At 61.7% G+C, this 22,735-nt stretch carries 21 protein-coding genes; 8 read left to right on the plus strand and 13 right to left on the minus strand.

What is annotated here, in order from left to right:
* Positions 1 to 51: 51 nt before the first annotated feature.
* Together F6S08_RS24425 and F6S08_RS24430 are read right to left on the minus strand one after the other, a co-directional pair.
* A complete protein-coding gene (locus F6S08_RS24425) occupies positions 52 to 1,191 on the minus strand; it encodes a glycerate kinase (protein WP_065927499.1) in 1,140 nt (379 codons plus the stop codon).
* 91 nt (positions 1,192 to 1,282) lie between these two features.
* A complete protein-coding gene (locus F6S08_RS24430) occupies positions 1,283 to 2,389 on the minus strand; it encodes a sugar diacid recognition domain-containing protein (RefSeq protein WP_065927498.1) in 1,107 nt (368 codons plus the stop codon).
* Positions 2,390 to 2,562: 173 nt separating this feature from the next.
* On the opposite strand from F6S08_RS24430, the gene F6S08_RS24435 reads away from it, so the two are divergent.
* Positions 2,563 to 3,873, plus strand: coding sequence for an MFS transporter (locus F6S08_RS24435; protein ID WP_065946968.1), 1,311 nt, complete (start codon positions 2,563 to 2,565; stop codon positions 3,871 to 3,873).
* A 64-nt stretch (positions 3,874 to 3,937) separates the two neighbouring features.
* On the opposite strand, the gene F6S08_RS24440 is transcribed toward F6S08_RS24435, so the two are convergent.
* Positions 3,938 to 4,642: an SDR family oxidoreductase gene (locus F6S08_RS24440; RefSeq protein ID WP_065927496.1), complete on the minus strand. Its 705-nt coding sequence runs from the start codon at positions 4,640 to 4,642 to the stop codon at positions 3,938 to 3,940.
* Positions 4,643 to 4,743: 101 nt separating this feature from the next.
* Between F6S08_RS24440 and F6S08_RS24445 the strand changes: the two genes are divergently transcribed.
* Positions 4,744 to 5,646: a LysR family transcriptional regulator gene (locus F6S08_RS24445; protein ID WP_065927495.1), complete on the plus strand. Its 903-nt coding sequence runs from the start codon at positions 4,744 to 4,746 to the stop codon at positions 5,644 to 5,646.
* An 81-nt stretch (positions 5,647 to 5,727) separates the two neighbouring features.
* On the plus strand, positions 5,728 to 6,738 hold the full coding sequence (locus tag F6S08_RS24450; protein WP_065927494.1) for an aldo/keto reductase: 1,011 nt from the start codon (positions 5,728 to 5,730) through the stop codon (positions 6,736 to 6,738).
* 157 nt (positions 6,739 to 6,895) lie between these two features.
* On the opposite strand, the gene F6S08_RS24455 is transcribed toward F6S08_RS24450, so the two are convergent.
* A complete protein-coding gene (locus F6S08_RS24455; protein ID WP_315872440.1) occupies positions 6,896 to 7,075 on the minus strand; it encodes a hypothetical protein in 180 nt (59 codons plus the stop codon).
* 107 nt (positions 7,076 to 7,182) lie between these two features.
* Here F6S08_RS24455 and rarD point away from each other — a divergent pair, with 107 nt between their 5' ends.
* On the plus strand, positions 7,183 to 8,064 hold the full coding sequence (gene rarD / locus F6S08_RS24460) for an EamA family transporter RarD (RefSeq protein WP_065927790.1): 882 nt from the start codon (positions 7,183 to 7,185) through the stop codon (positions 8,062 to 8,064).
* On the opposite strand, the gene F6S08_RS24465 is transcribed toward rarD, so the two are convergent.
* From F6S08_RS24465 to F6S08_RS24495, 7 genes are all read right to left on the minus strand, one after another.
* Positions 8,033 to 8,815, minus strand: coding sequence for a molecular chaperone (locus tag F6S08_RS24465; protein ID WP_315872441.1), 783 nt, complete (start codon positions 8,813 to 8,815; stop codon positions 8,033 to 8,035). The genes rarD and F6S08_RS24465 overlap by 32 nt on opposite strands.
* Positions 8,812 to 9,846, minus strand: a complete 1,035-nt coding sequence (locus F6S08_RS24470) for a fimbrial protein (RefSeq protein ID WP_315872442.1) — start codon at positions 9,844 to 9,846, stop codon at positions 8,812 to 8,814. The genes F6S08_RS24465 and F6S08_RS24470 overlap by 4 nt, the downstream gene beginning before the upstream one ends.
* Positions 9,847 to 9,910: 64 nt before the next feature.
* A complete protein-coding gene (locus F6S08_RS24475) occupies positions 9,911 to 12,475 on the minus strand; it encodes a fimbria/pilus outer membrane usher protein (protein WP_315872443.1) in 2,565 nt (854 codons plus the stop codon).
* A 167-nt stretch (positions 12,476 to 12,642) separates the two neighbouring features.
* Positions 12,643 to 13,434, minus strand: a complete 792-nt coding sequence (locus tag F6S08_RS24480) for a molecular chaperone (RefSeq protein ID WP_235865589.1) — start codon at positions 13,432 to 13,434, stop codon at positions 12,643 to 12,645.
* An 84-nt stretch (positions 13,435 to 13,518) separates the two neighbouring features.
* On the minus strand, positions 13,519 to 14,082 hold the full coding sequence (locus F6S08_RS24485; RefSeq protein ID WP_065927492.1) for a fimbrial protein: 564 nt from the start codon (positions 14,080 to 14,082) through the stop codon (positions 13,519 to 13,521).
* A 230-nt stretch (positions 14,083 to 14,312) separates the two neighbouring features.
* Complete coding sequence (gene hppD, locus F6S08_RS24490; protein ID WP_027606579.1) at positions 14,313 to 15,389, minus strand: 4-hydroxyphenylpyruvate dioxygenase; 1,077 nt, start codon at positions 15,387 to 15,389, stop codon at positions 14,313 to 14,315.
* Positions 15,390 to 15,635: 246 nt separating this feature from the next.
* Entirely contained in the window at positions 15,636 to 16,559 is a 924-nt protein-coding gene (locus F6S08_RS24495) for a DMT family transporter (protein ID WP_074846823.1), read from the minus strand.
* Between the two features lie 77 nt (positions 16,560 to 16,636).
* Here F6S08_RS24495 and F6S08_RS24500 point away from each other — a divergent pair, with 77 nt between their 5' ends.
* The 3 genes from F6S08_RS24500 to F6S08_RS24510 all read left to right on the plus strand — a co-directional run bounded on the left by F6S08_RS24500 (position 16,637) and on the right by F6S08_RS24510 (position 19,700).
* Positions 16,637 to 17,563 (plus strand): LysR family transcriptional regulator, encoded by a 927-nt coding sequence (locus tag F6S08_RS24500; protein ID WP_315872444.1) that lies wholly within the window; start codon positions 16,637 to 16,639, stop codon positions 17,561 to 17,563.
* A 31-nt stretch (positions 17,564 to 17,594) separates the two neighbouring features.
* Positions 17,595 to 19,151, plus strand: a complete 1,557-nt coding sequence (locus F6S08_RS24505) for an EAL domain-containing protein (RefSeq protein WP_315872445.1) — start codon at positions 17,595 to 17,597, stop codon at positions 19,149 to 19,151.
* Between the two features lie 183 nt (positions 19,152 to 19,334).
* Complete coding sequence (locus tag F6S08_RS24510; RefSeq protein ID WP_027606583.1) at positions 19,335 to 19,700, plus strand: histone-like nucleoid-structuring protein, MvaT/MvaU family; 366 nt, start codon at positions 19,335 to 19,337, stop codon at positions 19,698 to 19,700.
* 111 nt (positions 19,701 to 19,811) lie between these two features.
* On the opposite strand, the gene F6S08_RS24515 is transcribed toward F6S08_RS24510, so the two are convergent.
* The gene (locus tag F6S08_RS24515; protein ID WP_065947029.1) at positions 19,812 to 20,348 is read right to left on the minus strand and encodes a DUF4946 domain-containing protein; all 537 of its coding nucleotides are present in this window, start codon (positions 20,346 to 20,348) and stop codon (positions 19,812 to 19,814) included.
* A 199-nt stretch (positions 20,349 to 20,547) separates the two neighbouring features.
* On the opposite strand from F6S08_RS24515, the gene gloA reads away from it, so the two are divergent.
* A complete protein-coding gene (gloA, locus tag F6S08_RS24520) occupies positions 20,548 to 21,069 on the plus strand; it encodes a lactoylglutathione lyase (protein ID WP_053129696.1) in 522 nt (173 codons plus the stop codon).
* Positions 21,070 to 21,130: 61 nt separating this feature from the next.
* On the opposite strand, the gene ahpF is transcribed toward gloA, so the two are convergent.
* Positions 21,131 to 22,696: an alkyl hydroperoxide reductase subunit F gene (ahpF, locus tag F6S08_RS24525; RefSeq protein WP_074846825.1), complete on the minus strand. Its 1,566-nt coding sequence runs from the start codon at positions 22,694 to 22,696 to the stop codon at positions 21,131 to 21,133.
* Positions 22,697 to 22,735 lie beyond the last annotated feature (39 nt).

The raw sequence follows: 22,735 nt of genomic DNA on the forward strand, positions 1-22,735 counted from the left end.
GGATCATAGTAATTATCGACAGCTGTGTCACGGCGCCGAGGGCTGCCTCTATCAGCCCCGCGCAGCCACACGCCACACCCGCGCAATATCCGCCGCGCGCTCGCGTAGCAAACGCGGTGCCTCACTGCAGGCCTGCTCCAGGCTTATCGGGCCGCTTGGCAAGGCAAACGCCGCTGCCACGCCATGGGCGTACATCTGCTCGTAGCCGTCGCCCAGGGTGCCGGCGATGACAATCACCGGTACGCCGTGTTGCCGGGCGATGCGGGCCACGCCGAAGGGGGTTTTGCCGCGCAGGGTCTGGGCGTCGAAGCGGCCTTCGCCGGTGATGACCAGGTCGGCGCCGCGTACGGCTTCGTCAAGGCCCACCAGTTCGGCAACGACTTCCACGCCCGCGCGGAACTGCGCGCCGAGGAACGCCTTGGCTGCGAAACCCAGGCCACCGGCGGCGCCGCTGCCGGGCTCGTCGCGCACGTCCTTGGGCAGGACCTTGGCGCAGTGATCGGCGAAGTGGCCGAGGGCGGCGTCCAGTTGTTGCACCTGCCCGGGGCTGGCGCCTTTTTGCGGGCCGAAAATCGCCGAGGCGCCGTGGGGGCCGCACAGTGGGTTGTTCACATCGGCGGCGATTTCAAAGCGTACCTGGGCCAGGCGCGGGTCGAGTTTTTCCAGGTTGATATGCGCCAGCCGTGACAAGGCCAGGCCTCCGGGCGGCAAGGCCTGTTCCGCAGCGTCGAACAGTTGCACGCCCAGGGCTTGCATCGCCCCCGCGCCGCCGTCGTTGGTGGCGCTGCCGCCAATTGCCAGAATGATGCGCTGGGCACCCAGGTCCAGGGCCGCGCGAATCAGCTCGCCGGTGCCGTAGGTGCTGCTGGTGCACGCATCGCGCTGGCCTGGCGCTACCAATTGCAGGCCGCTGGCTTCGGCCATTTCGATAATCGCGGTGTGGCTGTCAGCCAACCAGCCCCAACGTGCTTCAACCGTACCGCCCAGAGGGCCACATACCGCCTGGCGGCGCAATTGGCCGTTACAGGCGGCGAGCACCGCGTCCACCGTGCCTTCACCACCGTCCGCCATCGGGCACTGGATCAGCTGTGCGTCCGGCCAGACCTGCGCCAACCCTGCGGCAATGGCCTGGGCGACGCCCTCGGCACTCAGGCTGTCCTTGAACGAGTCGGGTGCGATGATGATTTTCATGGGCTTTCTCCGGTTTTTATCACGCCCATGCTGCCAGTTGGCACCGCCGCTGACGCCGGTCCGATGCACAAGTACGAGTAAGGTTTGTTGTTCATTCCGACAAAGCCTGGGGCAATAGCTGCACGCCGAGGTACAGCGCCAACATCCCATCCAGGGTCAGCGGGTCGACGCCGCTGAGTTCGGCGATGCGCTCCATGCGGTAACGCAGGCTGTTGCGGTGAATGCCGAGGGCGTCGGCACAGGCCTGGCTTTGCCCGTCGTGTTCGCACCAACTGCGCAGCGTGGCCTGGAGTTGGCCGTTGCTGTCCTTGGCCAGCACCTTGCGCAAGGGGTTGAGCAGTTCGTCGAGGGCATCGTCGTTGCGATGACGCCAGAGCATCACGGGCAGGCGGTAGCGGTTGAGGGTCAACAGCCGCGAGTGCGGCAGTACATCGCGACCGTACGCCAGCAAATCGCCGACCCGGCGATAACACCGGCGCAGCCCCGCCAGCCCATCGGCCTGCCCGCCCACGGCCACACGCAGGATAGTCCAGCCCAGGCCTTCGAGTTTTTCCAACAGGCGCGGATTGTCGACGGGCACGGCGGCAGGCCGGCACCACAACAGGGAAAACTGCGCCGAGCTGACACACCAGCTGTCCGGGTAACGCGACGTCAACCAGGTACTCAAGGCCTCCGCTGATTGCCCCGCGCCCAGTTCGAACAGGTACGGCGTGCGCGCCAGCTGCGGCTTGAGGCCCAATTGCCGGGCTTCATCAATCAGGCGCGGTGAGTCGCCACCGTCGGCCAGCAACAAGGCCAATAGATCGTCGCAGCGCTGGCGTCGCCACTGTTGCTCGACCTGCTGATGCCGGTGGCTGACCAGCATCTCGGCGGTCATGCGCACCAGCTCGGCGTACGTGCGCAAGCCCTCCGGCTCGCCAGTGATGCCCAGCACGCCAATCAAGCGCTGATCGTGCATCAGCGGCAGGTTAATGCCCGGCTGCACGCCCTTGAGGTGCTTGGCGGTCTGCCCGTCGATCTCGACCACGCGACCGTTGGCCAGTACCAGTTGCGCGCCTTCGTGGCGGGTGTTGATGCGCTCGGGTTCGCCGCTGCCGAGGATCAGGCCCTGGCTGTCCATGACGTTGACGTTATAGGGCAGGATCGCCATGGTGCGATTGACGATATCCTGCGCCAGGTCATGATCCAGCTCGAACATGCGGCCATCTCCTTGAAAGGAAGTCCTTGAAAGCGTGGTTGTTCATCGGCACAGCGCAAAGCATGCATCACTGTGCGCAAGCACAAAGACAGCACCCCGCCACGTGGCCGAGACTCGTTGGGCGATCAACGTTACCCTCGCATCGCAAAAAATCATAATAAAGAGAGATTCCCATGTCACAGAGCGCCGCTGTCACACTGGCCACCGATGACGATAAAAACGCCATCTACAAGCGCATTACCCTGCGCCTGATCCCCTTCATTTTCATCTGCTATCTGTTCAACTACCTCGACCGGGTCAACGTTGGCTTTGCCAAGTTGCAGATGCTCGATGCGCTGAAATTCAGCGAAACCGTATACGGCCTGGGCGCCGGGATCTTCTTTATCGGCTACGTGCTGTGCGGCGTGCCGAGCAACCTGGCGCTGACCAGGTTCGGTCCACGGCGCTGGATCGCCTTGATGATGATCGTCTGGGGCACACTGTCCACCTGCCTGCTGTTCGTCACCACGCCGACGCATTTCTACACCTTGCGCCTGTTTACCGGTGCGGCTGAAGCCGGCTTCTTCCCCGGTGTGGTGCTGTACCTCTCGCAGTGGTTCCCGACGTTCCGCCGTGGGCGGATCATGGCGCTGTTCATGTCGGCGATCCCGGTGTCCGGTTTGCTTGGCAGCCCGTTTTCCGGCTGGATCCTCAACCACTTCGCCGCCGGCCAGGGCGGCCTGGCGGGCTGGCAGTGGATGTTCCTGCTGCAAGGCATCCCGACCGTGATCCTCGGCGCCCTCGCCTACTTCCTGCTCAGCGACAGCTTTGCCCATGCCAAGTGGCTCAAGCCCCACGAGCGCGCCGTGCTGGAAGCCGATCAGGCCACCGACCTGGCCAACAAGCCGAAAACCACCAGCGATTCACTCGCCGCAGTGTTCAAGAACCCGGCGATCTGGGCGTTCGGCCTGATCTACTTCTGCATCCAGAGTGGCGTATACGCCATCAACTTCTGGCTGCCGTCGATCATCAAGAACCTGGGCTTCAGCGATAACCTGGTGATCGGCTGGCTCAGTGCGATTCCGTATCTGCTGGCAGCGGTGTTCATGTTGCTGGTGGGCCGCTCGGCGGACTTGCGCAAGGAGCGTCGCTGGCATCTTGTCGTACCGATGTTGATGGGCGCCATCGGCCTGGTGATCGCGGTGAACTTCGCCACCACCCCGGCCATCGCTATCCTCGGCCTGACCATCGCCACCATGGGCGCCCTCACCGGCCTGCCGATGTTCTGGCCGGTGCCGACCGCCATGCTCAGCGCAGGCGCAGCCGCTGGCGGCCTGGCGCTGATCAACTCCATGGGCCAGATGGCCGGCTTCCTCAGCCCGTATATCGTCGGTTTTGTGAAGGATGCCACCGGGTCCACGGATGTGGCGTTGTACCTGCTGGCGGCGGTGATTGTGGCGGGCAGTGTGCTGGCGTTGCGGATGACGCGGACCTTGAAGGTATAACGCGGTCCATGTGGGAGGGGCGGTGCGACGATTCGACTTGCCCCCTCCCACATTTAGCCTGCGTTTACAGCAGGCCGCCGCCGTCGATATCAATGACAGCGCCGGTCATGTAGCCATTTTCCATGGCCAGCACATACCCAGCCGCCACTTCCTCGGCCTGCCCCACGCGCCCCACCGGCAGCGCGCCACCTGCCTTGGCAAACATCGCCAGGCGCTGGTCCTCGGCCAACCCCGCATACGCCGGGGTATCAATCACGCCGGGACTCACCACGTTGACCCGACGCGGCGCCAGCTCCTTGGCCAACTGCTTGCCCAGGGCTTCAGTGGCGGCGTTGATACCGACTTTGATGAACTGCCCCGGTGCCAATTTGCGCCCCAGTTGCCCGGAGGTCAGGCTGATGCTGCCGTGCTCATCGAGGAAAGGCAGCGCGTGCTGGATCGCCCGCAAGGCGCCCCAGAGTTTCACGTTGAAGTTGTCCTGGGCCTCGCCCAGGTCGGTTTCGGCCAAGGCCTTGGCGCGCACCGCGGGGCCGGAGGTGTACACCAGATGGTCAAACCGCCCGACGGTTTCGAACAACCGTTGCAGGGACGCGGCGTCGGTGACGTCCACTGGTTCGCTGCGCAGGCCGTTATCGCGGCCCGACGATAGGCGCCGCCCCGCCAGCACCACCTGGGCACCGCGTGCGGCAGCGGCCTTGGCCACGGCTGCACCGATGCCGCTGCTGCCGCCGATGACGATGACCGTTTTGCCGTTGAGTGAGGAGTTCATGGGGAAGTGTCCTGGGTCAGAAAGTGAGCGTTCATCTTCCCAGCTTGGCAATCAATGAAAAATCCCGGTAAAACGACAGGATCTTTAAGGGATTTTTACAAATGAGCTCAATCCTCGACCTCGAAGTGTTCGCACGCACCGCCGACACCGGCAGCCTGTCTGCCGCCGCACGCGGGCTCGGCCTGACCCCCGCAGCGGCCAGCATTGCCCTCAAGCGCCTGGAAACCCGCTTGGGTACCCGCCTGCTGGCACGTTCCACCCGCAGCATGCGCCTGACCGAAGAAGGCCGGCGCTACCTCGACAGCGTGCGCGAGGCCCTGGCCGCCTTGGCCGAAGGCGAGCAAGCGCTCAAGCAGCAGAGCCAGGGCCTGACCGGCTTGTTGCAGTTGGCCGCGCCCTCGGATTTCGGCCGTAATGTGGTGCTGGGCTGGCTGGATGAGTTCAAGCTGGAACACCCGCACATCCGCCTGCAACTACTGCTCAACGACAGCAATGCCGACCTGTTCCGCGACACCGTCGACATCGCCCTGCGCTTCGGCGTCCCACGGGACTCCAGCCTGGTGGCGCTGCCGGTGGTGCCCGATCACCAACGCCTGCCCTGCGCCAGCCCCGACTACCTGGCGCGCCACGGCACGCCGCGCACCCCGGCGGAGTTGGCGCAGCACAATACGCTGCGGTACATGCGCCAGGGCCGGGCCAACAGCACCTGGTACTTTCGCCAGGGCACTAGGTTGCAGGAAGTCGAAGTGACGGGCGACTACCTGAGCGATGACGGTGAAATTGTGCGGCGCTGGGCGCTGGCTGGCCACGGGATTGCCTACAAAGCCAATCTCGACATCGCCCGGGACCTCAAGGCCGGACGGCTGGTGCAACTGCTGCCGGACTGGCAAGGCGAACCCACCCCGTTCAACCTGATGTGCCCGCACCGCCTGCAAGTGTCGGAGCGGGTGAAAGTGCTGCACCGATTTCTGCAAGGGCGTTGCCAGGCCTTGCTGAGTGCATGAAGAAACGCCCGCAGGGCTTGTTCCAGAGCCTGCGACTCTGGTATTGCATAGGTCACGTCTCACAGCTGCAAGGAGCTTTGCATGATTTACCGCACATTGGGCCAGTCCGGTTTGAAGGTCAGCGCCTTGACCCTGGGCACCATGATGTTTGGCGAACAGACCCACACCGAGGACTCGCTGCGCATCATCGACAAGGCCTGGGACCAGGGCATCAATTTTATCGACACGGCGGATGTCTACACCGGCGGGCGCTCCGAGGAAATCGTCGGCGAGGCCATCGCTCGCCATCGTCAGGATTGGGTGGTGGCGTCGAAAGTCGCCATTGGCCCCACCGAGGGCCTGCCCAACCGCAGTGGCCTGAGCCGCAAGCGCATCTTCAACGCGCTGGAAGCCAGCCTCACCCGTCTCGATACCGACTACCTCGACATCTACTACCTGCACCGCGAAGATCACGACACCCCGCTGGAGGTGACGGTATCGGCCATCGGCGACCTGATTCGCCAGGGCAAGATCCGCTACTGGGGCCTGTCCAACTATCGCGGCTGGCGGATTGCCGAGGTGATCCGCGTCGCCGAACGCCTGGGCGTGGACAAACCGGTGATCAGCCAGCCGTTGTACAACATCGTCAACCGCCAGGCTGAAGTCGAACAGATCACCGCCGCTGCCGCGTACGGCCTGGGCGTCGTGCCTTACAGCCCACTGGCGCGCGGCGTGCTCAGCGGCAAGTACGCACCGGACGTGACACCCGAAGCCGGCAGCCGTGCGGCACGCCAGGACAAGCGCATCCTGGAAACCGAATGGCGCGTGGAGTCGTTGCGCATCGCCCAGCAGATCCAGCAATACACCCAGGGCCGTGGCGTGGGCATTGTCGAGTTTGCCATCGCCTGGGTGCTGAACAACGCGGCGGTGAGCTCGGCGATCGTGGGGCCGCGCACCGAGGCGCAGTGGGATGCCTACACCGGCGCGCTGGACGTGAAGATCACGGCTGAGGATGAAGCGTTCATTGATTCGTTGGTAACGCCGGGGCATTCCTCTACGCCGGGGTTCAACGATGTGGGCCATTTTGTCTCGGGCCGAGTGGCGCGCGCATAGCCTGTTTGACCAAGTAAGGGTTGCGGAGCGGCCTTACTGTGGTGAGCTGCCTTGCTGTGGTGAGCGGGCTTGCTGTGGTGAGCGGGCTTGCCCCGCGCTGGGCTGCGCAGCAGCCCTTTAAAGCCGTCGCGTTTTTCCAGGAAAACCTCGTCGCCAGTTATTGGGGCTGCTTCGCAGCCCAGCGCGGGGCAAGCCCGCTCACCACTACTACCAATACCACTACCACTACCACCACCACTACCACCACCACTACCACCACCACCACCACCACCACCACCACAACAACAACACCCCGACTGCCCCTACCAGGCAGACCCAGACAGCGACAGCGAGACATTTTCCTGAAAACGCCCCAAAACAGCGCGCCCTTCCCGCTTCAAAAGCACCATAATCCCCCTGTTGAAACTCCCCTACTTGTTTGAAATCGGTTTTCGCGAGGACAGCGTGTCTAAAGGTGTTGTGTTATCGGTGTCGGCCTCGGTGTTGTTTGCCGTGATGTATTACTTCACGTCATTGCTGACGCCATTGAGCGGCCTGGAAATTTTCGGCTGGCGCATGTTGCTGACCGTACCGTGCATGACGGTGTTCATGATCGTCAGCGGCGAATGGCGGCGGGTCTGGGAATTGCTGCGAGTGCTGGCGGCCAAGCCTCGGCTGATCGGCGGTGTGGTGTTGTCGTCGGCGTTGCTGGGCGTGCAGTTGTGGTTGTTCATGTGGGCGCCGCTGAACGGGCGCAGCCTGGATGTATCGGTGGGTTACTTCCTGCTGCCGCTGACCATGGTGCTGACCGGGCGCCTGGTATGGGGCGAACAGTTGTCCTACCTGCAAAAGATCGCGGTGTTTTTTGCCGGCCTCGGGGTACTCAACGAGTTGTTCCAGGCCGGCGGGTTCTCCTGGGCGACGCTGGTGGTGATCATCGGTTACCCGCTGTATTTCATTGCGCGCAGATACCTCAAGACCGACCACCTGGGCGGACTGTGGCTGGACATGGCGCTCATGCTGCCGGTGGCCTGGTGGTTTGTGCAAAGCGGCGAACAGGGCTTTGCGGTGATGGATGCCCACCCCAAGCTGTACGGGTTGATCCCGATGCTGGGCCTGATCAGCGCCTCGGCGCTCGTGAGCTATATCATCGCCAGCCGCCTGCTGGCGTTCAGCCTGTTCGGACTGCTCAGTTATGTCGAGCCGGTGCTGTTGCTGGTGGTGGCGCTGCTGCTGGGTGAAGGCATCAAGGCCGGCGAATGGTTGACCTACATCCCGATCTGGATCGCGGTCATGGTCCTGGTGTTCGAAGGGGTCAAGCACCTGGTGCGTCAGCGCAGGGCTTGAGCGACGAACAGGCGACAGGCCGCAACAGCGCCTGATGGTGCTGAATGGCACCCTCATCGTCCAGGGTGGTGAACTGTACTTGCGTACCGGTCAGGCCCTCGTGAGGCAGCCCGGGCATCGCAATCCGTGCAGTCCCATAGGGCGCGACCATCGGCGGATCTTCGCTGCGATGCTCCACTGCGCGGAGTGTCAGTACCACCCCGGACAAGGTCACGTGATAGGGCGTGGGGTTAAGCACCTCCAACCCCGCCTCGCCTCCACCGCTTACGGACCATTGCAGCGCATGAGCCGCGTCCTGCACCTTCCCCGGCAGTTCGGCGGGCCGGAGGAAAAGCTTGATCCGCGTACGAAAGGCAAATTGCAGGACGTTGGTTTCAGCCGAGGCCTCAACGCTCGGCCTGATTGCCAGCACGTTCAGCCAGTACACCGACTCCCGGCCAGCCATCGGCTTCGGCGTTTGATAATGCATGATCCGCAAGGCGCGTCCGGTGCTTGCATTCATGCGAACGATGGGTGGCGTAATCGTGAACGGCACATCACTGTTTTCGGGCGCCGCCGCCGCATCGCCGTCATCGATCCACGCCTGCACCAGGCGCGGACTGTCAGCCTCGTTGTGCAGGTTGATCACCACCGCGCGCGCGGCGCCCGGATAGATGACACGTGTGCGGTCAATCACGATTTCACCCTGCGCGACGATCGCCTGCAGGCTCATCAGCACGCCAAGGCCCCTGCTCCACAGCGCGATGCTCATCGGTAGCTCATTGTGAAGGACGCCAACCCGTTCGCGCTGCCGGGCCGGATCGATGAGCCCGTCTGGATATAACGTGCGGTCAAAGGAATCTGCACGGTTGCATTGCCGGTTGTGCCGACCAGCCACTGGTTCGGGTTGCCAATGGTCGTGGAGTCAGCGCCGTAACGCACCAGTGTGCTCCCCCGCAGTAATTGCAGTGCGACGCCGCTGGCCACGGAGGTCGGGGTCAGGGACAACACATCGCTGCGATTGGCCGGCGTGGTCTGGTCTGTCACCGTGATAAATACGTCACGCGTAGCGCCGCTGGTGCCGCCCGCACATGACAGTGTGATGTTGCGGGTCACGCTGCCGGCGAAGCTGCCCACCCCGCGAAAGTCACGTGCAGCCACGGCCGGCATGGGCATTGCAACCGAAGGCGTGGTGACGCTGCAGGTGGGTTTGCGGGGCGCATTGATCGTGATATTGGAGAAGTTCACCGCGTAATAACCGGCGCCGCTGATGGGCGTGCCGGTGATCGTATACCGTGCAAGGTTCCTGGCGGCGATCGTGCCGCCGGTGATGGGGCCCGTGGCTACAAAATAGATACGGGTATCAAGCCCGAGGACGATGGGCCTTGCCCTGATATCTCCAACAATCAGTGTGACACCTGCCGTGTTGATAGGCATGAACGGCCGATTCGGGTCCCTAGCCATCAAGGCAAACCCGACCCCAGGCACATTGGTGGCATGCACTGGCATTGAAAGCCCGTTGGCGGAAAATGTCCGGCCCGTCGGCGTGCTATTGACCAGCGCCAGCCTGGCCTGAGCCCCGAAAGCAATGCGTTCGGTACACCGAAGCGCGGACGATGGAAGGCTATCAAAGCGATAGCCGCTGGCGGACCCTATCACTTGCCCTACCTGTTGCCCGGCCGCAACGGTGATCGGGGGAATAGTAATATTCACCGACGGGCCGGGGGCGCAGGTGATCGCTTGAGCTTCCAGCGCCACCATCCATCCTCCCAGCACCACGCTGACAAGCGAAAACCTAGTCATGAAAACAACACCTCTGTCATATCGGATAAGTCATGCATCGCATCAATCATGAATCGGCGCTCGCTCATGGCTGGCCTGCCACCTGGCTCGCCACGCATACCCCTTGCATGAAGTCGGTAGTGACCTGTCGCTGGCCGGCGGTCGCCGGCAGCATGTGATAGTGGATATCGCACTGCTCGGCGATTTTGCTGCCCCACTTGACGGTCAGGCGGCCTTCCTGCGGGATGTCCCGGACGAAGGCTTTACTGGCCTGCCCCACCACACCGACCTCACGCCCTTGCCCATCGAATACCTGTGCGGCAAATGGCAGCGGGCTGCCATTCTCGCGAACGCCCTTGACCACCACTGCCCGGCCGTTGACCGTGTCGAACTTGACCAGCGATACCGCACCCGAGGTCGGTACGACGTTGCGGGTCGATTCCTGAAGCTCCACATCCAGCGACATGCCTTCCGGATCGATCTCCACCGTATTGTTCTGGAACGCCGTCAGATTGGGCACGACGGCGTATCCCTTGCTGTTGACCCGTGTACCGCCGCCGCCGCCAAGCCGGGCGCCTTCGGCTCCCGGCACATGGACCAGCGCCGAGGCTTCGCCCAGGCTTTGCGAGAACGCCACACCGTCGGCGTGCACGACTACCCCGCCGTCGGCGCCGAACGAAAGCTGCGAGCTATCGCGGCTCTGGCCATATCCGGCGCGCAGGTGGGTGGCATCGGTGCGATAACCCGCATAGGTGTTGAACTGGCTGGAGCGTGTGCCTTCACTGGTCGCACGGTGGGCGGAAACACCGTAGTTGACCTCGGCGTTCTCGCCCAGGAAGCCGTTGATGCCCACCTGCTGCTGGCTGCCCCGTGTATCGCCGGTATCCCGGGACAGCGAAGTATTGATCGTCGGCGACCTCGACTCGCTCCCCAGGGGCATCGACAGTGTGAGCATGTAGCGGTTATCGATGCGCCCAGGTTGGCCGATACGCCCGAAGAACACATCGTCACTGAGCTCGCTTTGGGTCAGTTGCCGCGTGTCCTGGATCCTCGAACGTTGCGCCGAAAGGTTCCAGTTGAGCTTGTTCCAGGTCGAGCCGTAGCTGGCGGTGAATGAAACCTGGCGCCCCTCCTCACCGCCCCAATAGTCGACAGAGCTGCCGTACAGGCTCAAGGTGCCGATGCCCAGTTGCTGGCTGATGGTCAGGTCGAGCCGGCTTTTTTGCCGGGCATAGCCGTTGACATCACCGGAGCGGCTCGCGATCTCACGCACATTCAGGGCATCCGGAAGGTTCAGGTATCCCTCTGTGGAGAATCGATACGCGCCCAGCGCAAAATGCGTACCCGATGCCGGCAGGCTTTTGTTGTAGCCAAGCCCGAGGCTTTGCCCGGTCAGGCGTCCATGCTCTGGCACCGCGGTACGTGAGGTGGCGGTGTCCAGCGAAAACGCGCCGACGGGCGTATTCAACGCAACACCGACCTTTCCCTGCTCATAGCCTTTGGAAAGACTGCCGCCGCCATACACCGTCAGGTCATCGGTCAAGCCGTGTTGCAGAGTGCCTTGAAAGACGCTCGCCCCCTTGGCATCGATGCCCTTTTGCTGCACCTCACCCAGGGTGGCGCTGTATTTTGTCGTGTCGGCCCGCAGCAGTTGCGGGGCCACTGAGTACGGCACGACGAAGGTGTTCCGACGCCCGTCGACTTCGGTCACGCTGACGATCAAATCACCGCCGTAACCGGTGGCATGCAGGTCACTGATGACAAAGGGGCCAGGCGCCACCGTGGTCTCATAAATGGTGTAGCCGTTCTGGCTGACCGTGACCGTTGCATTACTGTCGGCGACACCCCGTACCTGCGGTGCATAGCCTTGCTGCGTCTGCGGGCGCATGCGGTCATCGGTGGCCAGGGTCACGCCCCGCAGGCGGACCCCGTCGACAATCTGTCCGTTGCTGAAGGTGTCTCCCAGGGTCAGTTGTGACTGCCAGGGGATGATACTGCGCTGCACATACGTGGACGTGTTCTGATAAGTCTCGAAGCCTGTGCGATTGCTCCAGGCCTGGGCGCCCTGGTGCCGCAAGCGCCAGGCGCCCAGATTGATCCCCGCATTGAGGCCCAGGTAAGTACGACCGTCACCTTCACCGGCGGTGACTGCGCTGGTGCTGAAGTTGTAATTGAGTAACCCTGCGGCAATCCCCTCATCCAGCGACTCGGGGTCAATGTAGCCACGCATGGAGCGCTTCATATAGGCCTGCGGCACGCTGGCGGCCAACTCGAGCGCACCCGGGTCGAAAGTGCTGGACGCCATCGGAATCCACTGCCCCAGGTCGCCGCAATACTGGCCGGCTGCGGCAGGGTTGCCGACCTCGCGCCCATGGGCCTCGGTATCGACTTTATCCATCGCGATACCGATCTTTTCCAACACTTCGCGACTCAAGCACGGCTGCGCACCGGCCTTTGCCTGGGCTGCGACGAACTCCACCTCCCTGCGGCCCAATGCCTGGCCGTTGACCACGATATCTACGCGGTACAGGCCGGGGCTCATCGGGTTGCCGGTGTTGAACCGTGACGTGTCGACCGACGACGCCAGGCCACTGGAGAATGCGTTCAGATCAAAGCTCAACTCAGACGCAAGCGCGGCATCGCTTGCCATCACGGCCGCACTCATCAAACCACCCAACATCATCGTGCGAGGCTGGAATGGCAAAATCGGGGCGCAACGATGCACCCTTACCTGGATGTGACTAGGCATAGTTATGACTTCAGTGGCCGCTGGGAAATGTACGTTTGCTTGCCATCGTCAACGTTCCGGGGACGCGTTCAGCGGTGCAACACAGCAGGCTGCACCGATGAAAAGCCACCGAAATCGTTGATGTAGGTGAAACTCACCCGCGCATCAGCAGGTATTGCCTTCGCGGCTTTCGGCACCGGTACCTTCAATGTGCCTCCTGGTTCCACCATTCCTTCCGGCAGGATCAGTTTTTTCGCGTCGGGATCAGCGCCCATGAGCAGGGCAATGTCGTTGAAGGTGACGTGATACGCCGATGGGTTATGCACCTGTATCTCGTTGCCCTGGGCGACCCGCGCCAGGGACCAGCGCAACAGCCCGGGCGCCTCCTCGGGTGTTCCGGATAATTGCGCCGGACGAAAAAACACTTTGGTGCGGATACGGAACGCGAACTTGAAGTGGTTCCGCTGGTCGTCTTCAAGCGTGGGATCAAACTCACTGGTCGCACCAGGGACCTCAAGTACATTCAACCAGAACAGCGACTCTCTATCCGCAGGCAGCGGTGCCTTGGTGTAGGACAGGCGCATGGACTGGCTTTTGCCTGAGTCCAGGCGAAATACCGGCGGAGACAGGACGAAAGGCACATCGCTCAGCGACGGCGCTGCCTCTGGGTCACCGGCGTCCAGCCATGCCTGGACCAGGCGGGGTGCATGTTTGTCATCATTGGTCACTCGCAGGGTGACCTCGCGTCGCTGCTCGGGGTAAATCTGTCGCGTACCGTCGATAACCACGCCCGCGTGCGCCATGTGCGAGGCCATCCCCAAGGACAGGCTCATCGCCACGCACATCGCTCGACGACTTAAGATCATCAGTAAATCCTGCATCGGGTAATCCTTGATAACAGTTGTCCTGCGCCCGACCGCCGGGTCGAGCGAGGATCTCAGGCGATGGTCATCTGCGTGGCTGCATCAAGGAAAGGTGACCGAGTACTGCACACTGCTGGTGACATTACCCGCGCCCGCCGCGCCACCGTTGGCGATATAGCGTGCGTAGAACGGCAAGGTCGCCAGGCCATTGGTAACGGTGGCAACGGTCGAGTTGTTGCCGGTGCGCAAGTCCATTGGCGTGGAGGTCGCACCATCGAGGATTTGTACCTCCACCCGCGAGGCCGGCGTTGCCGTGGCCGTGTTACGCAAGTTGCCGGTTGCCGGGTTGATGCCAGGGCTGGTCGGCTCATAACGTACGGCGACCTTGGTACCGTCCGGGCACCCACCCGAGCCGCCAACATAGACAAAGTAGCGCTTGGCGCCGGCCGTATCGCCTGCGGCCTTGAGGGCCGAGGTTTGCACTCGGTCAAGCACTACCGGGAAGTTGGCGCCCGAACCTGGCGAGGCCCCGGTACCGCCACTGATGGTGCAGGTGGTGCCACTGACCGAGCCTGTGATGGTGATGGTACCGTCTGCCGCATAAGCGGAGCTGGCGGCAAAGCCGCAAAAGGCCAGCACTGCAGCCGCCAGAGTTTGTTTTGTCATAGTCAATCTTTCCTTAAAGTTGGGTTCGCGGAATGCACGGTTGCGACACAGGAGAACATCAGCTCTTGCGCCCCCTATGTGTGGATATCGCGATCAATCGGGTTCCCAGGCCTGGAAAAGCCGTTTGTTTCAAGCTGGTTCTGAATGGGCAGGCAAAAAAAATGCTCCGTACCTTGGGATACGGAGCATGTTCGTCAAGCACCTGGGCAGCCTGCCAGGCCCCACATGGATCAGTCGGCGGTCAACACGCCTCGGCGAACCTGATCGCGCTCGATCGACTCGAACAGCGCCTTGAAGTTGCCCTCGCCAAACCCGTCATCGCCCTTGCGCTGGATGAACTCGAAGAACACCGGGCCCATCAGGGTTTCCGAGAAGATCTGCAGCAACAGGCGCTTGTCGCCTTCGATGGACGAGCCGTCCAGCAGGATGCCCCGCGCCTGCAGTTGATCCACCGGTTCGCCGTGGTTCGGCAGGCGACCTTCGAGCATTTCGTAGTAGGTGTCCGGCGGTGCGGTCATGAAGCGCATGCCGATCTTCTTGAGTGCGTCCCAGGTCTTGACCAGGTCGTCGGTGAGGAACGCCACGTGCTGGATGCCCTCGCCATTGAACTGCATCAGGAACTCTTCGATCTGCCCGGCGCCCTTGGACGACTCTTCGTTCAGCGGGATGCGGATCATGCCGTCGGGGGCGCTCATGGCCTTGGAGGTCAGGCCGGTGTATTCGCCCTTGATATCGAAGTAGCGCGCTTCACGGAAGTTGAACAGTTTCTCGTAGAAGCCGGCCCAGTAGGCCATGCGCCCGCGATAGACGTTGTGGGTCAGGTGGTCGATGACCTTGAGGCCGGCACCTTGGGGGTTGCGCTCGACGCCGTCGAGGTAGACGAAGTCGATGTCATAGATCGAGCTGCCCTCACCAAAACGGTCGATCAGGTACAGCGGCGCGCCGCCGATGCCCTTGATGGCCGGCAGGTTCAGCTCCATCGGGCCGGTTTCGATATGGATGGGCTGGGCACCCAGCTCCAGGGCGCGGTTGTAGGCTTTTTGCGAGTCCTTGACGCGGAACGCCATGCCGCACACCGACGGGCCATGCTCGGCGGCGAAGTAGGAGGCGATGCTGTTGGGCTCGTTGTTGAGGATCAGGTTGATCTCGCCCTGGCGGAACAGCTGGACGTTCTTGGAGCGGTGATTCGCGACTTTGGTGAAGCCCATGATCTCGAAGATCGGCTCCAGGGTGCCCGGGGTCGGCGATGCGAATTCGATAAATTCAAAGCCCATCAGGCCCATTGGGTTTTCATAGTGGTCGGTCATGGCCGGCGCCTCATCATTCTTGTGGGTAGCAATTGGTTATTTGCGAGCAAGGATGAGGTCGGAGGGCGGCGCGCAGGAAAGGCCTCGCACACTGCGGGCGAGGAAGTCACCAAAGATGAGGGGGGAGCCGAGTAGCTTCATGGTTACATCAGTCTCTGACGGCCGAGGCTTGCGTGAGCGCAAGTCCATATTCTTGTATGCGTAAATCGATTCTACACAGCGTAACTGCATTTGTCCGTACTCTTATCAAATCCCCATTGCCCTGGCCTGTGCAAGGGGTTTGTTGCACAGGTAGATGCCCAGCAGGATGATGGCCCCGCCCGCCAGCATGGGCGCCGTCAGTTGCTCCCCCAGCAGCAAGGCACCGCAGATCACCGCCGTCAGTGGGTTGAGTGCGATAAACACGCCGGAGCGCGTCGCGCCGATACGCCGGATGCCGTCGTAGTAACCAATATACGCCAGCGCCGAGCCCAACACGCCGAGGTAGGCCAGGCTGAGCCACTGGGTGAGTTGCAAGCGGCCGAGCGCTTCTACGCTGACGCTTGCGGTGACAAACGCGGTGCTGATCAACATCAACGTGCCCAGCAGCACCGACCAGGTGACCGTCTGCAATGGCCCCAGGCTTTGGTTGAGCCCACGGGCACACAACGAATAAACGCCCCACCCTGCCACGCAGCCAAGGATCAGCAGGTCGCCGATCCAGGCATCGGCGGTGGCCTGCAGCAACTGCGGGTTACGGCTGACAATGACCGTCCCGGCACCGACCAGGCACAACAGGATCCCCAGCAGCTTGATCCGACTCAGCCGCTCCTTGAATAACAGCCAGCTCGCCAGGCCGATCACCGCCGGGTTCAACGCCACGATCAACGAAGCCCGCGACGCATTGATGTACTGCAACCCATAGAAGAAGCACAGGTTGTAGAAAAAAATCCCGCAGAAGCCCAGCACCGCCAGCTGCGCAAACTGCCGAAGGTTCGGGCGTAACAGTCGAATACGCGCGCAGGCCATGAACAGCAACAACGCCAGGCTGGCGAGGATAAAACGCAGGCTGGCGGCCAGCAGCGGATTGAGGTGGTCGGCCAGGAAGCGCCCGGCGACAAAGGTACCGCCCCAGATCATGGTGACGGCGGCGAGTTTGCAATAAGTCAGGTAGTCGGAGGCGGGATGCATGGGGATGGCTCTAGGTACGGGGAGAATTGGCGTATTCTTCAGCTAATAACTATTCATCGTAAAATGAGCTTTCACTCATGACCCTGACCCAATTGGAAATCTTCTCGCTGGTCGCCGAGCTGCAGGGTTTTACCAGTGCGGCCCACCGCTTGGGCATCAGCCAGTCGGCGGTGTCCCATGCCATCAAGGCCCTGGAGCAGGAACTGGGTGTGGAGCTGTTTCGGCGCCACCAGTCACTGGTAGAACCCAGCGACATCGGCCGGCAATTACTCGGACGTGCCCGTGCCATGCTCGGCCTGGCCAACACCCTGCAACAAGAAGCGGCCGATGCCCGGGGCATGCGGCGCGGTACCTTGCGCATCGGCTCGTTCGGGCCGACCGCGTCGATTCGCCTGCTGCCCACCATCCTCAGCGAGTTTCGCAGCGCCCATCCGGGGATTGAGGTGCATGTGGACGAAGGCCCCGACCGCCAGGTGCTGCAGTGGCTGGATGAGCGACGGATCGATGTGGGCTTTGTGGTGCTGGAACAGGAGCGCTACGACACCTTTACCGTGTTCGAGGACGAGCTGGTGGCGCTGCTGCCGGCAGATCATCCATTGGCTGCGCGGGACACGCTGGCCCTGCAGGACCTGTGCGACGATGCCTTTATCCTGACCGAAGCCGGCTCCTCGGAACTGGTCACCCGCCTGTTCGACGCCGGACAACTGCGACCAAGGATTCGTTACCGCTGTGCACAACTGCTGAGCACCCTGGAAGCGGTCAGCCGTGGCGATGGCCTGAGCATCGTCGCCGAAGCGTCGCTGCCCCAGGCACTTGATCCGCGCTATGTGAAGCGACCCCTTTCGCCCCGTGTGCCGCGCCAGATCGGCCTGGCGGTGCTGGATCGTCGGCAGTCGTCACCGGCCACCGTGGCCTTTATCGAGATTGCGCAAAGCCTTGTCAGGGCGAGCAAACTCCAAGCGGGCCATCTATCATCGGAACATTCCCCGCCGGCCTGCCGGTAAAGCCCTCCCCCTGCGCAACAGGCCTGAACCCATGCCCCTCACTGTCAAAGGCCCGCGAAGACTTCTCACCCGCTATGCGATCAGCCTGTTGGCGGGTGTGCTGCCGATCCTGCTCGGTGCGGCCATCCTGTATTGGCAAGCCGAACGCACCCTCGAACAAAGCACCGCGCAAACCGCCCAGGAAGCCGTACGTCAATTCGACCTGATGCTCGACAATACCGCCCTCGCCGCCCAGGCCTTGCTGCCCCTGGCCGGACAGCCGTGTGACAGTGGCGCGCAACTGGCGCTGCGTGAACAGGTCACGCGCCGGCCGTTTGTGCGGGCGACGACCTTGTCCTGGCAGAGAAACATTTATTGCAGCTCCCTGTTCGGCAGCAACTACGAGTCACCGGTAAACCCGGATGACTACGTCGATGGCCGCCTGTGGCTGATGAACGGCAACCCGGTTACGCCGGATACCGCGCTGCTGGTCTACCGCCTGGTCGACGGCGACAAAGCGGCGTTTGCCTCCATCGACGGCTATCACCTGACCAACGCCCTGCGCCTGATCAGCCGCTATGCGCAGCTTGTGCTGCAAGTCGGCCCTCACTGGCTCGGCGCTGATGGCAACGTGCACGACACTGCAGTCCCGGTATTTGCCGTGGCCCATCATCACCTGGCGTCCGAGCGTTATCGCTACAGCGTCGACGCCGGCATGCCGGCCGGTGAAGTGTGGCGCTATATGCAGGCACGTTACCCGGCGCTGTTCAGCCTGGTGGTGTTCTTTGGCGTCCTCGCGGGCCTGCTTGCGCACTGGCTGCAAAAGCGCTCCTCGGCGCCCACCCATGAGCTGCAACGGGCGCTGGGGGCCAATGAGTTCATCCCGTACTTCCAGCCGGTGGTGCGCGGTGACACCCGCGAATGGGCCGGCTGCGAAGTGCTGATGCGCTGGCAGCACCCCAAGGAAGGCCTGGTCCGGCCCGATCTGTTTATCCCGCTGGCCGAACATTCCGGCCTGATAGTGCCAATGACCCGTGCCCTGCTGCGCCAGACCGCCACCCAACTGGCGCCCCATGCGACGCAGTTCAGCCCGGGCTTCCATATCGGCGTGAATATCACCGCGCGCCATTGCCACGACCTTGCACTGGTGGAGGATTGCCGTGAATTTCTCGCCGCCTTTGCGCCGGGCCAGGTGACCTTGGTGCTGGAGCTGACCGAGCGCGAGTTGATCGAGCCCACGGATATTACCCGTCGACTGTTCGACGCCTTGCATCAACTGGGCGTGATGATTGCCATCGATGACTTTGGTACCGGTCACTCCAGCCTGGGTTATTTACGTAACTTCAATGTGGACTACTTGAAGATCGACCAGAGTTTTGTCGCCATGATCGGTGCCGATGCACTATCGCGGCATATTCTGGACAGCATCATCGAATTGTCCGGCAAGCTGGACCTGGGCATCGTTGCCGAGGGTGTAGAGACTGCCGAGCAGTGCGAATACCTGGCCGCTCATGGTGTGGATTTCCTGCAGGGTTACCTGTTTGGAAGGCCTTTACCCTGCGATGATTTCATTAAAAACCTGGCCAGCCATTCAATAGGCACGCACTAGCGGCGTTGAAATAATGTTAATACGACAAAAGACGTGATTTACTCGTGGCGGATTAACTACTACAATTTTTCTTGCCTGTGCAGAACTCGCAGGACGACTTCTTCTGTGAGTCGCCTTAACGCTATTGGCTTATAGCTTTGTCTGTAGTTGACATCAGCCAAATACACTATTGGAGTACAGATTTTGTCCAGACTCGCCGAATTTCGCGCAGCAGAAAAAGCCCTTCAAGAGCAGCTCGCCCAGCTGGAGTCCCTGAAGAACGACGCCGGCCTGAAGAAAGAAATCGAATTCGAAGAAAAGCTTCAAGGACTGATGAAAACCTACGGCAAAGGCCTGCGCGACATTATCCTGATCCTTGATCCAAACCCGGGCAAGACCAGCGCTGCCGCCGCCAGCGCACCCAAACAGCGCCGTGCGCGCGTGGTCAAGGTTTACCACAACCCGCACACTGGCGAACTGATCGAAACCAAGGGCGGTAACCACCGTGGCCTCAAGGCCTGGAAAGAACAGTATGGCGCGGCCACTGTAGACTCCTGGCTTCGCGGCTGATCGCAGCGCACTGACAAAGAGCCCCGCACATGCGGGGCTTTTTTATTCAAGGGTTCGAAACCGAACTTAAATAACATTTCACCTTGTTGAGAATCGACGGGCGAAACCCACTTAAAGTTTGAGGCTGGCGCGCACCGAACTGACTTCATCCTTGCTGGCTTCGTAGGCATCGGCTTGACCCGCGTATGAAAAAACATACGCTTTATCGGTATCTACAGCCCCCACCAATGTTTGCGAAAGGACGTGCCGTCCATTCTCGGTAATCACACAGGTAGTTTCCACGGCCTCAAGGCGACTCAGTGTTGTCGAGTGCATCTTGCTGCATACACTTTGATAACCGCCCTGGGCAAAATCTTTCTGGATGGACTTGCGCATCTCCAGCAATACGCCCTGGAGATTAACGTTATGCCCGGCCTCGATCGGCGTCCCCGTCAACTCCATCACCATCAATGTGTTGCCATTTTCGTCGTTCTTGATCGCACGCTGCCGCGAGACCGGCTGCCGCGTGGCCGGCGCGTCGCCGTCGGGCACCACCTCTTCTACCTGCCAGCCGCTGGGCCAGTGAATTTCCGGGGCGCCCGCCCACACCCAGGGGCTGGCCAACAGCAAACACAGAGCGCTCAACAGCGGTATACGACATTCGATCATTGCAAAAGACACCCAAGGTTCAAGCGACAAAGTGTGAGCCCCGCCACCGGCCGGTCGCAAGACCTGCGCGCGCTTTTTCATTTGGCGCAGCAAGCGGGCCTTGCGTATCATGGCCCGGCTGCACGGACGCCAGCCGCAAGCCAAGGGAACGCTCCTCTTACCTGGAGCCGCGTTTGCCCCATTTTTTTCTGGAGGGCCCATGAGCCTGCACGAACTGAACACCTTCCCGGGCGTCACCGCCCAACCTGACACCGCCACCTCGAACTTCGTGTTCAACCACACCATGCTGCGGGTCAAGGACATCACCAAGTCCCTGGATTTCTACACCCGCGTCCTGGGTTTTTCCCTGGTTGAAAAGCGCGACTTCCCGGAAGCCGAATTCAGCCTGTACTTCCTGGCCCTGGTGGACAAATCCCAGATCCCGGCCGACGCCGCCGCGCGTACCCAATGGATGAAGTCGATTCCAGGCATCCTGGAACTGACCCACAACCACGGCACCGAAAACGATGCCGACTTCGCCTACCACAACGGCAACACCGATCCACGCGGCTTCGGCCATATCTGCATCTCGGTGCCCGATATTGTCGCCGCATGCGAACGCTTCGAAGCATTGGGCTGCGATTTCCAGAAACGCCTGACCGATGGCCGCATGAAAAGCCTGGCGTTCATCAAGGACCCGGATGCGTACTGGGTCGAGATCATCCAGCCAGCGCCGCTGTAAGTTTCAACACATCAAAAAACCCCATGATCACTCATGGGGTTTTTCGTTTCCTGACCTGGGCTTACGCCGGAGCGGAGGTACGGATCAGGTGATCGAAAGCACTCAGGGAAGCCTTGGCGCCCTCGCCTACCGCAATCACGATCTGCTTGTACGGTACGGTCGTCACGTCACCGGCGGCGAACACACCTGGCAGTGAAGTCTCGCCACGGGCATCGACAATGATTTCGCCACGCGGGGTCAATTCCACAGTGCCTTTAAGCCAGTCGGTGTTGGGCAGCAAGCCGATCTGTACAAAGATGCCTTCCAGGTCGAGGGTCTTGAACTCGCCAGTATCGCGATCCTTGTAGGCCAGGCCGGTGACCTTCTGGCCATCGCCTTTGACTTCACTGGTCAGCGCGCTGGTGATCACGTCAACGTTAGGCAGGCTGTACAGCTTGCGCTGCAATACCGCGTCGGCGCGTAATTTGCTGTCGAACTCCAGCAAGGTCACGTGGTTGACGATCCCGGCCAAGTCGATGGCCGCTTCAACGCCGGAGTTACCGCCGCCGATCACCGCCACACGCTTGCCCTTGAATAGCGGACCATCGCAGTGCGGGCAGAAGCACACGCCCTTGGCCTTGTATTCCTGCTCGCCCGGTACACCCATTTCGCGCCAGCGGGCGCCGGTGGCCAGGATCACGGTCTTGGACTTGAGGGTCGCACCGCTTTCAAAGCGAATTTCGTGCAGATCACCGGCATTCTTCGCCGGCACCAGGCTGCTGGCGCGCTGCAGGTTCATGATGTCCACGTCGTACTGACGCACGTGGGCTTCCAGGGCGCTGGCCAGTTTCGGCCCTTCGGTTTCCTGTACCGAGATAAAGTTCTCGATGGACATGGTGTCCAGCACCTGGCCACCAAAGCGTTCGGCGGCAACACCGGTGCGAATACCTTTACGTGCGGCGTAGATGGCAGCTGCGGAACCGGCTGGGCCACCGCCGACGACCAGCACATCAAAGGCCTCCTTGGCGCTGATTTTCTCGGCGGCTTTTTCAATGCCGCTGGTGTCGAGCTTGGCGAGGATTTCTTCCAGGCCCATGCGGCCCTGGCCGAAGTTCACACCATTCAAGTAGACGCTCGGCACCGCCATGATCTGACGCTCGTCGACTTCAGCCTGGAACAGCGCGCCGTCGATGGCGACGTGGCGGATATTCGGGTTGAGCACGGCCATCAGGTTCAGCGCCTGGACCACGTCCGGGCAGTTCTGGCAGGACAGCGAGAAGTAAGTCTCGAAACTGAACTCGCCCTTAAGGGCGCGGATCTGTTCGATGACTTCGACACTGGCCTTCGACGGGTGGCCACCGACTTGCAGCAGGGCCAGCACCAACGAAGTGAATTCATGGCCCATGGGGATGCCGGCGAAACGCAGGCTGATCTCGGCACCCGGGCGGTTGATGGAGAACGATGGCTTACGTGCATCATCACCATCGGTCTTCAGGGTAATCAGCGTGGTGAGGCTGGCTACGTCCTGCAGAAGGGCAAGCATTTCCTGGGATTTCGCGCCGTCGTCGAGGGAGGCGACGATCTCGATCGGCTGGGTGACCCGTTCCAGGTATGACTTCAACTGAGCTTTAAGATTGGCGTCCAACATACGGGCGATTTCCTATTAATTCGGTTTATTGCAGACAAA

The sequence above is a fragment of the Pseudomonas sp. JV449 genome (assembly GCF_032424295.1).
Taxonomy (GTDB): Bacteria; Pseudomonadota; Gammaproteobacteria; order Pseudomonadales; family Pseudomonadaceae; genus Aquipseudomonas; species Aquipseudomonas marginalis.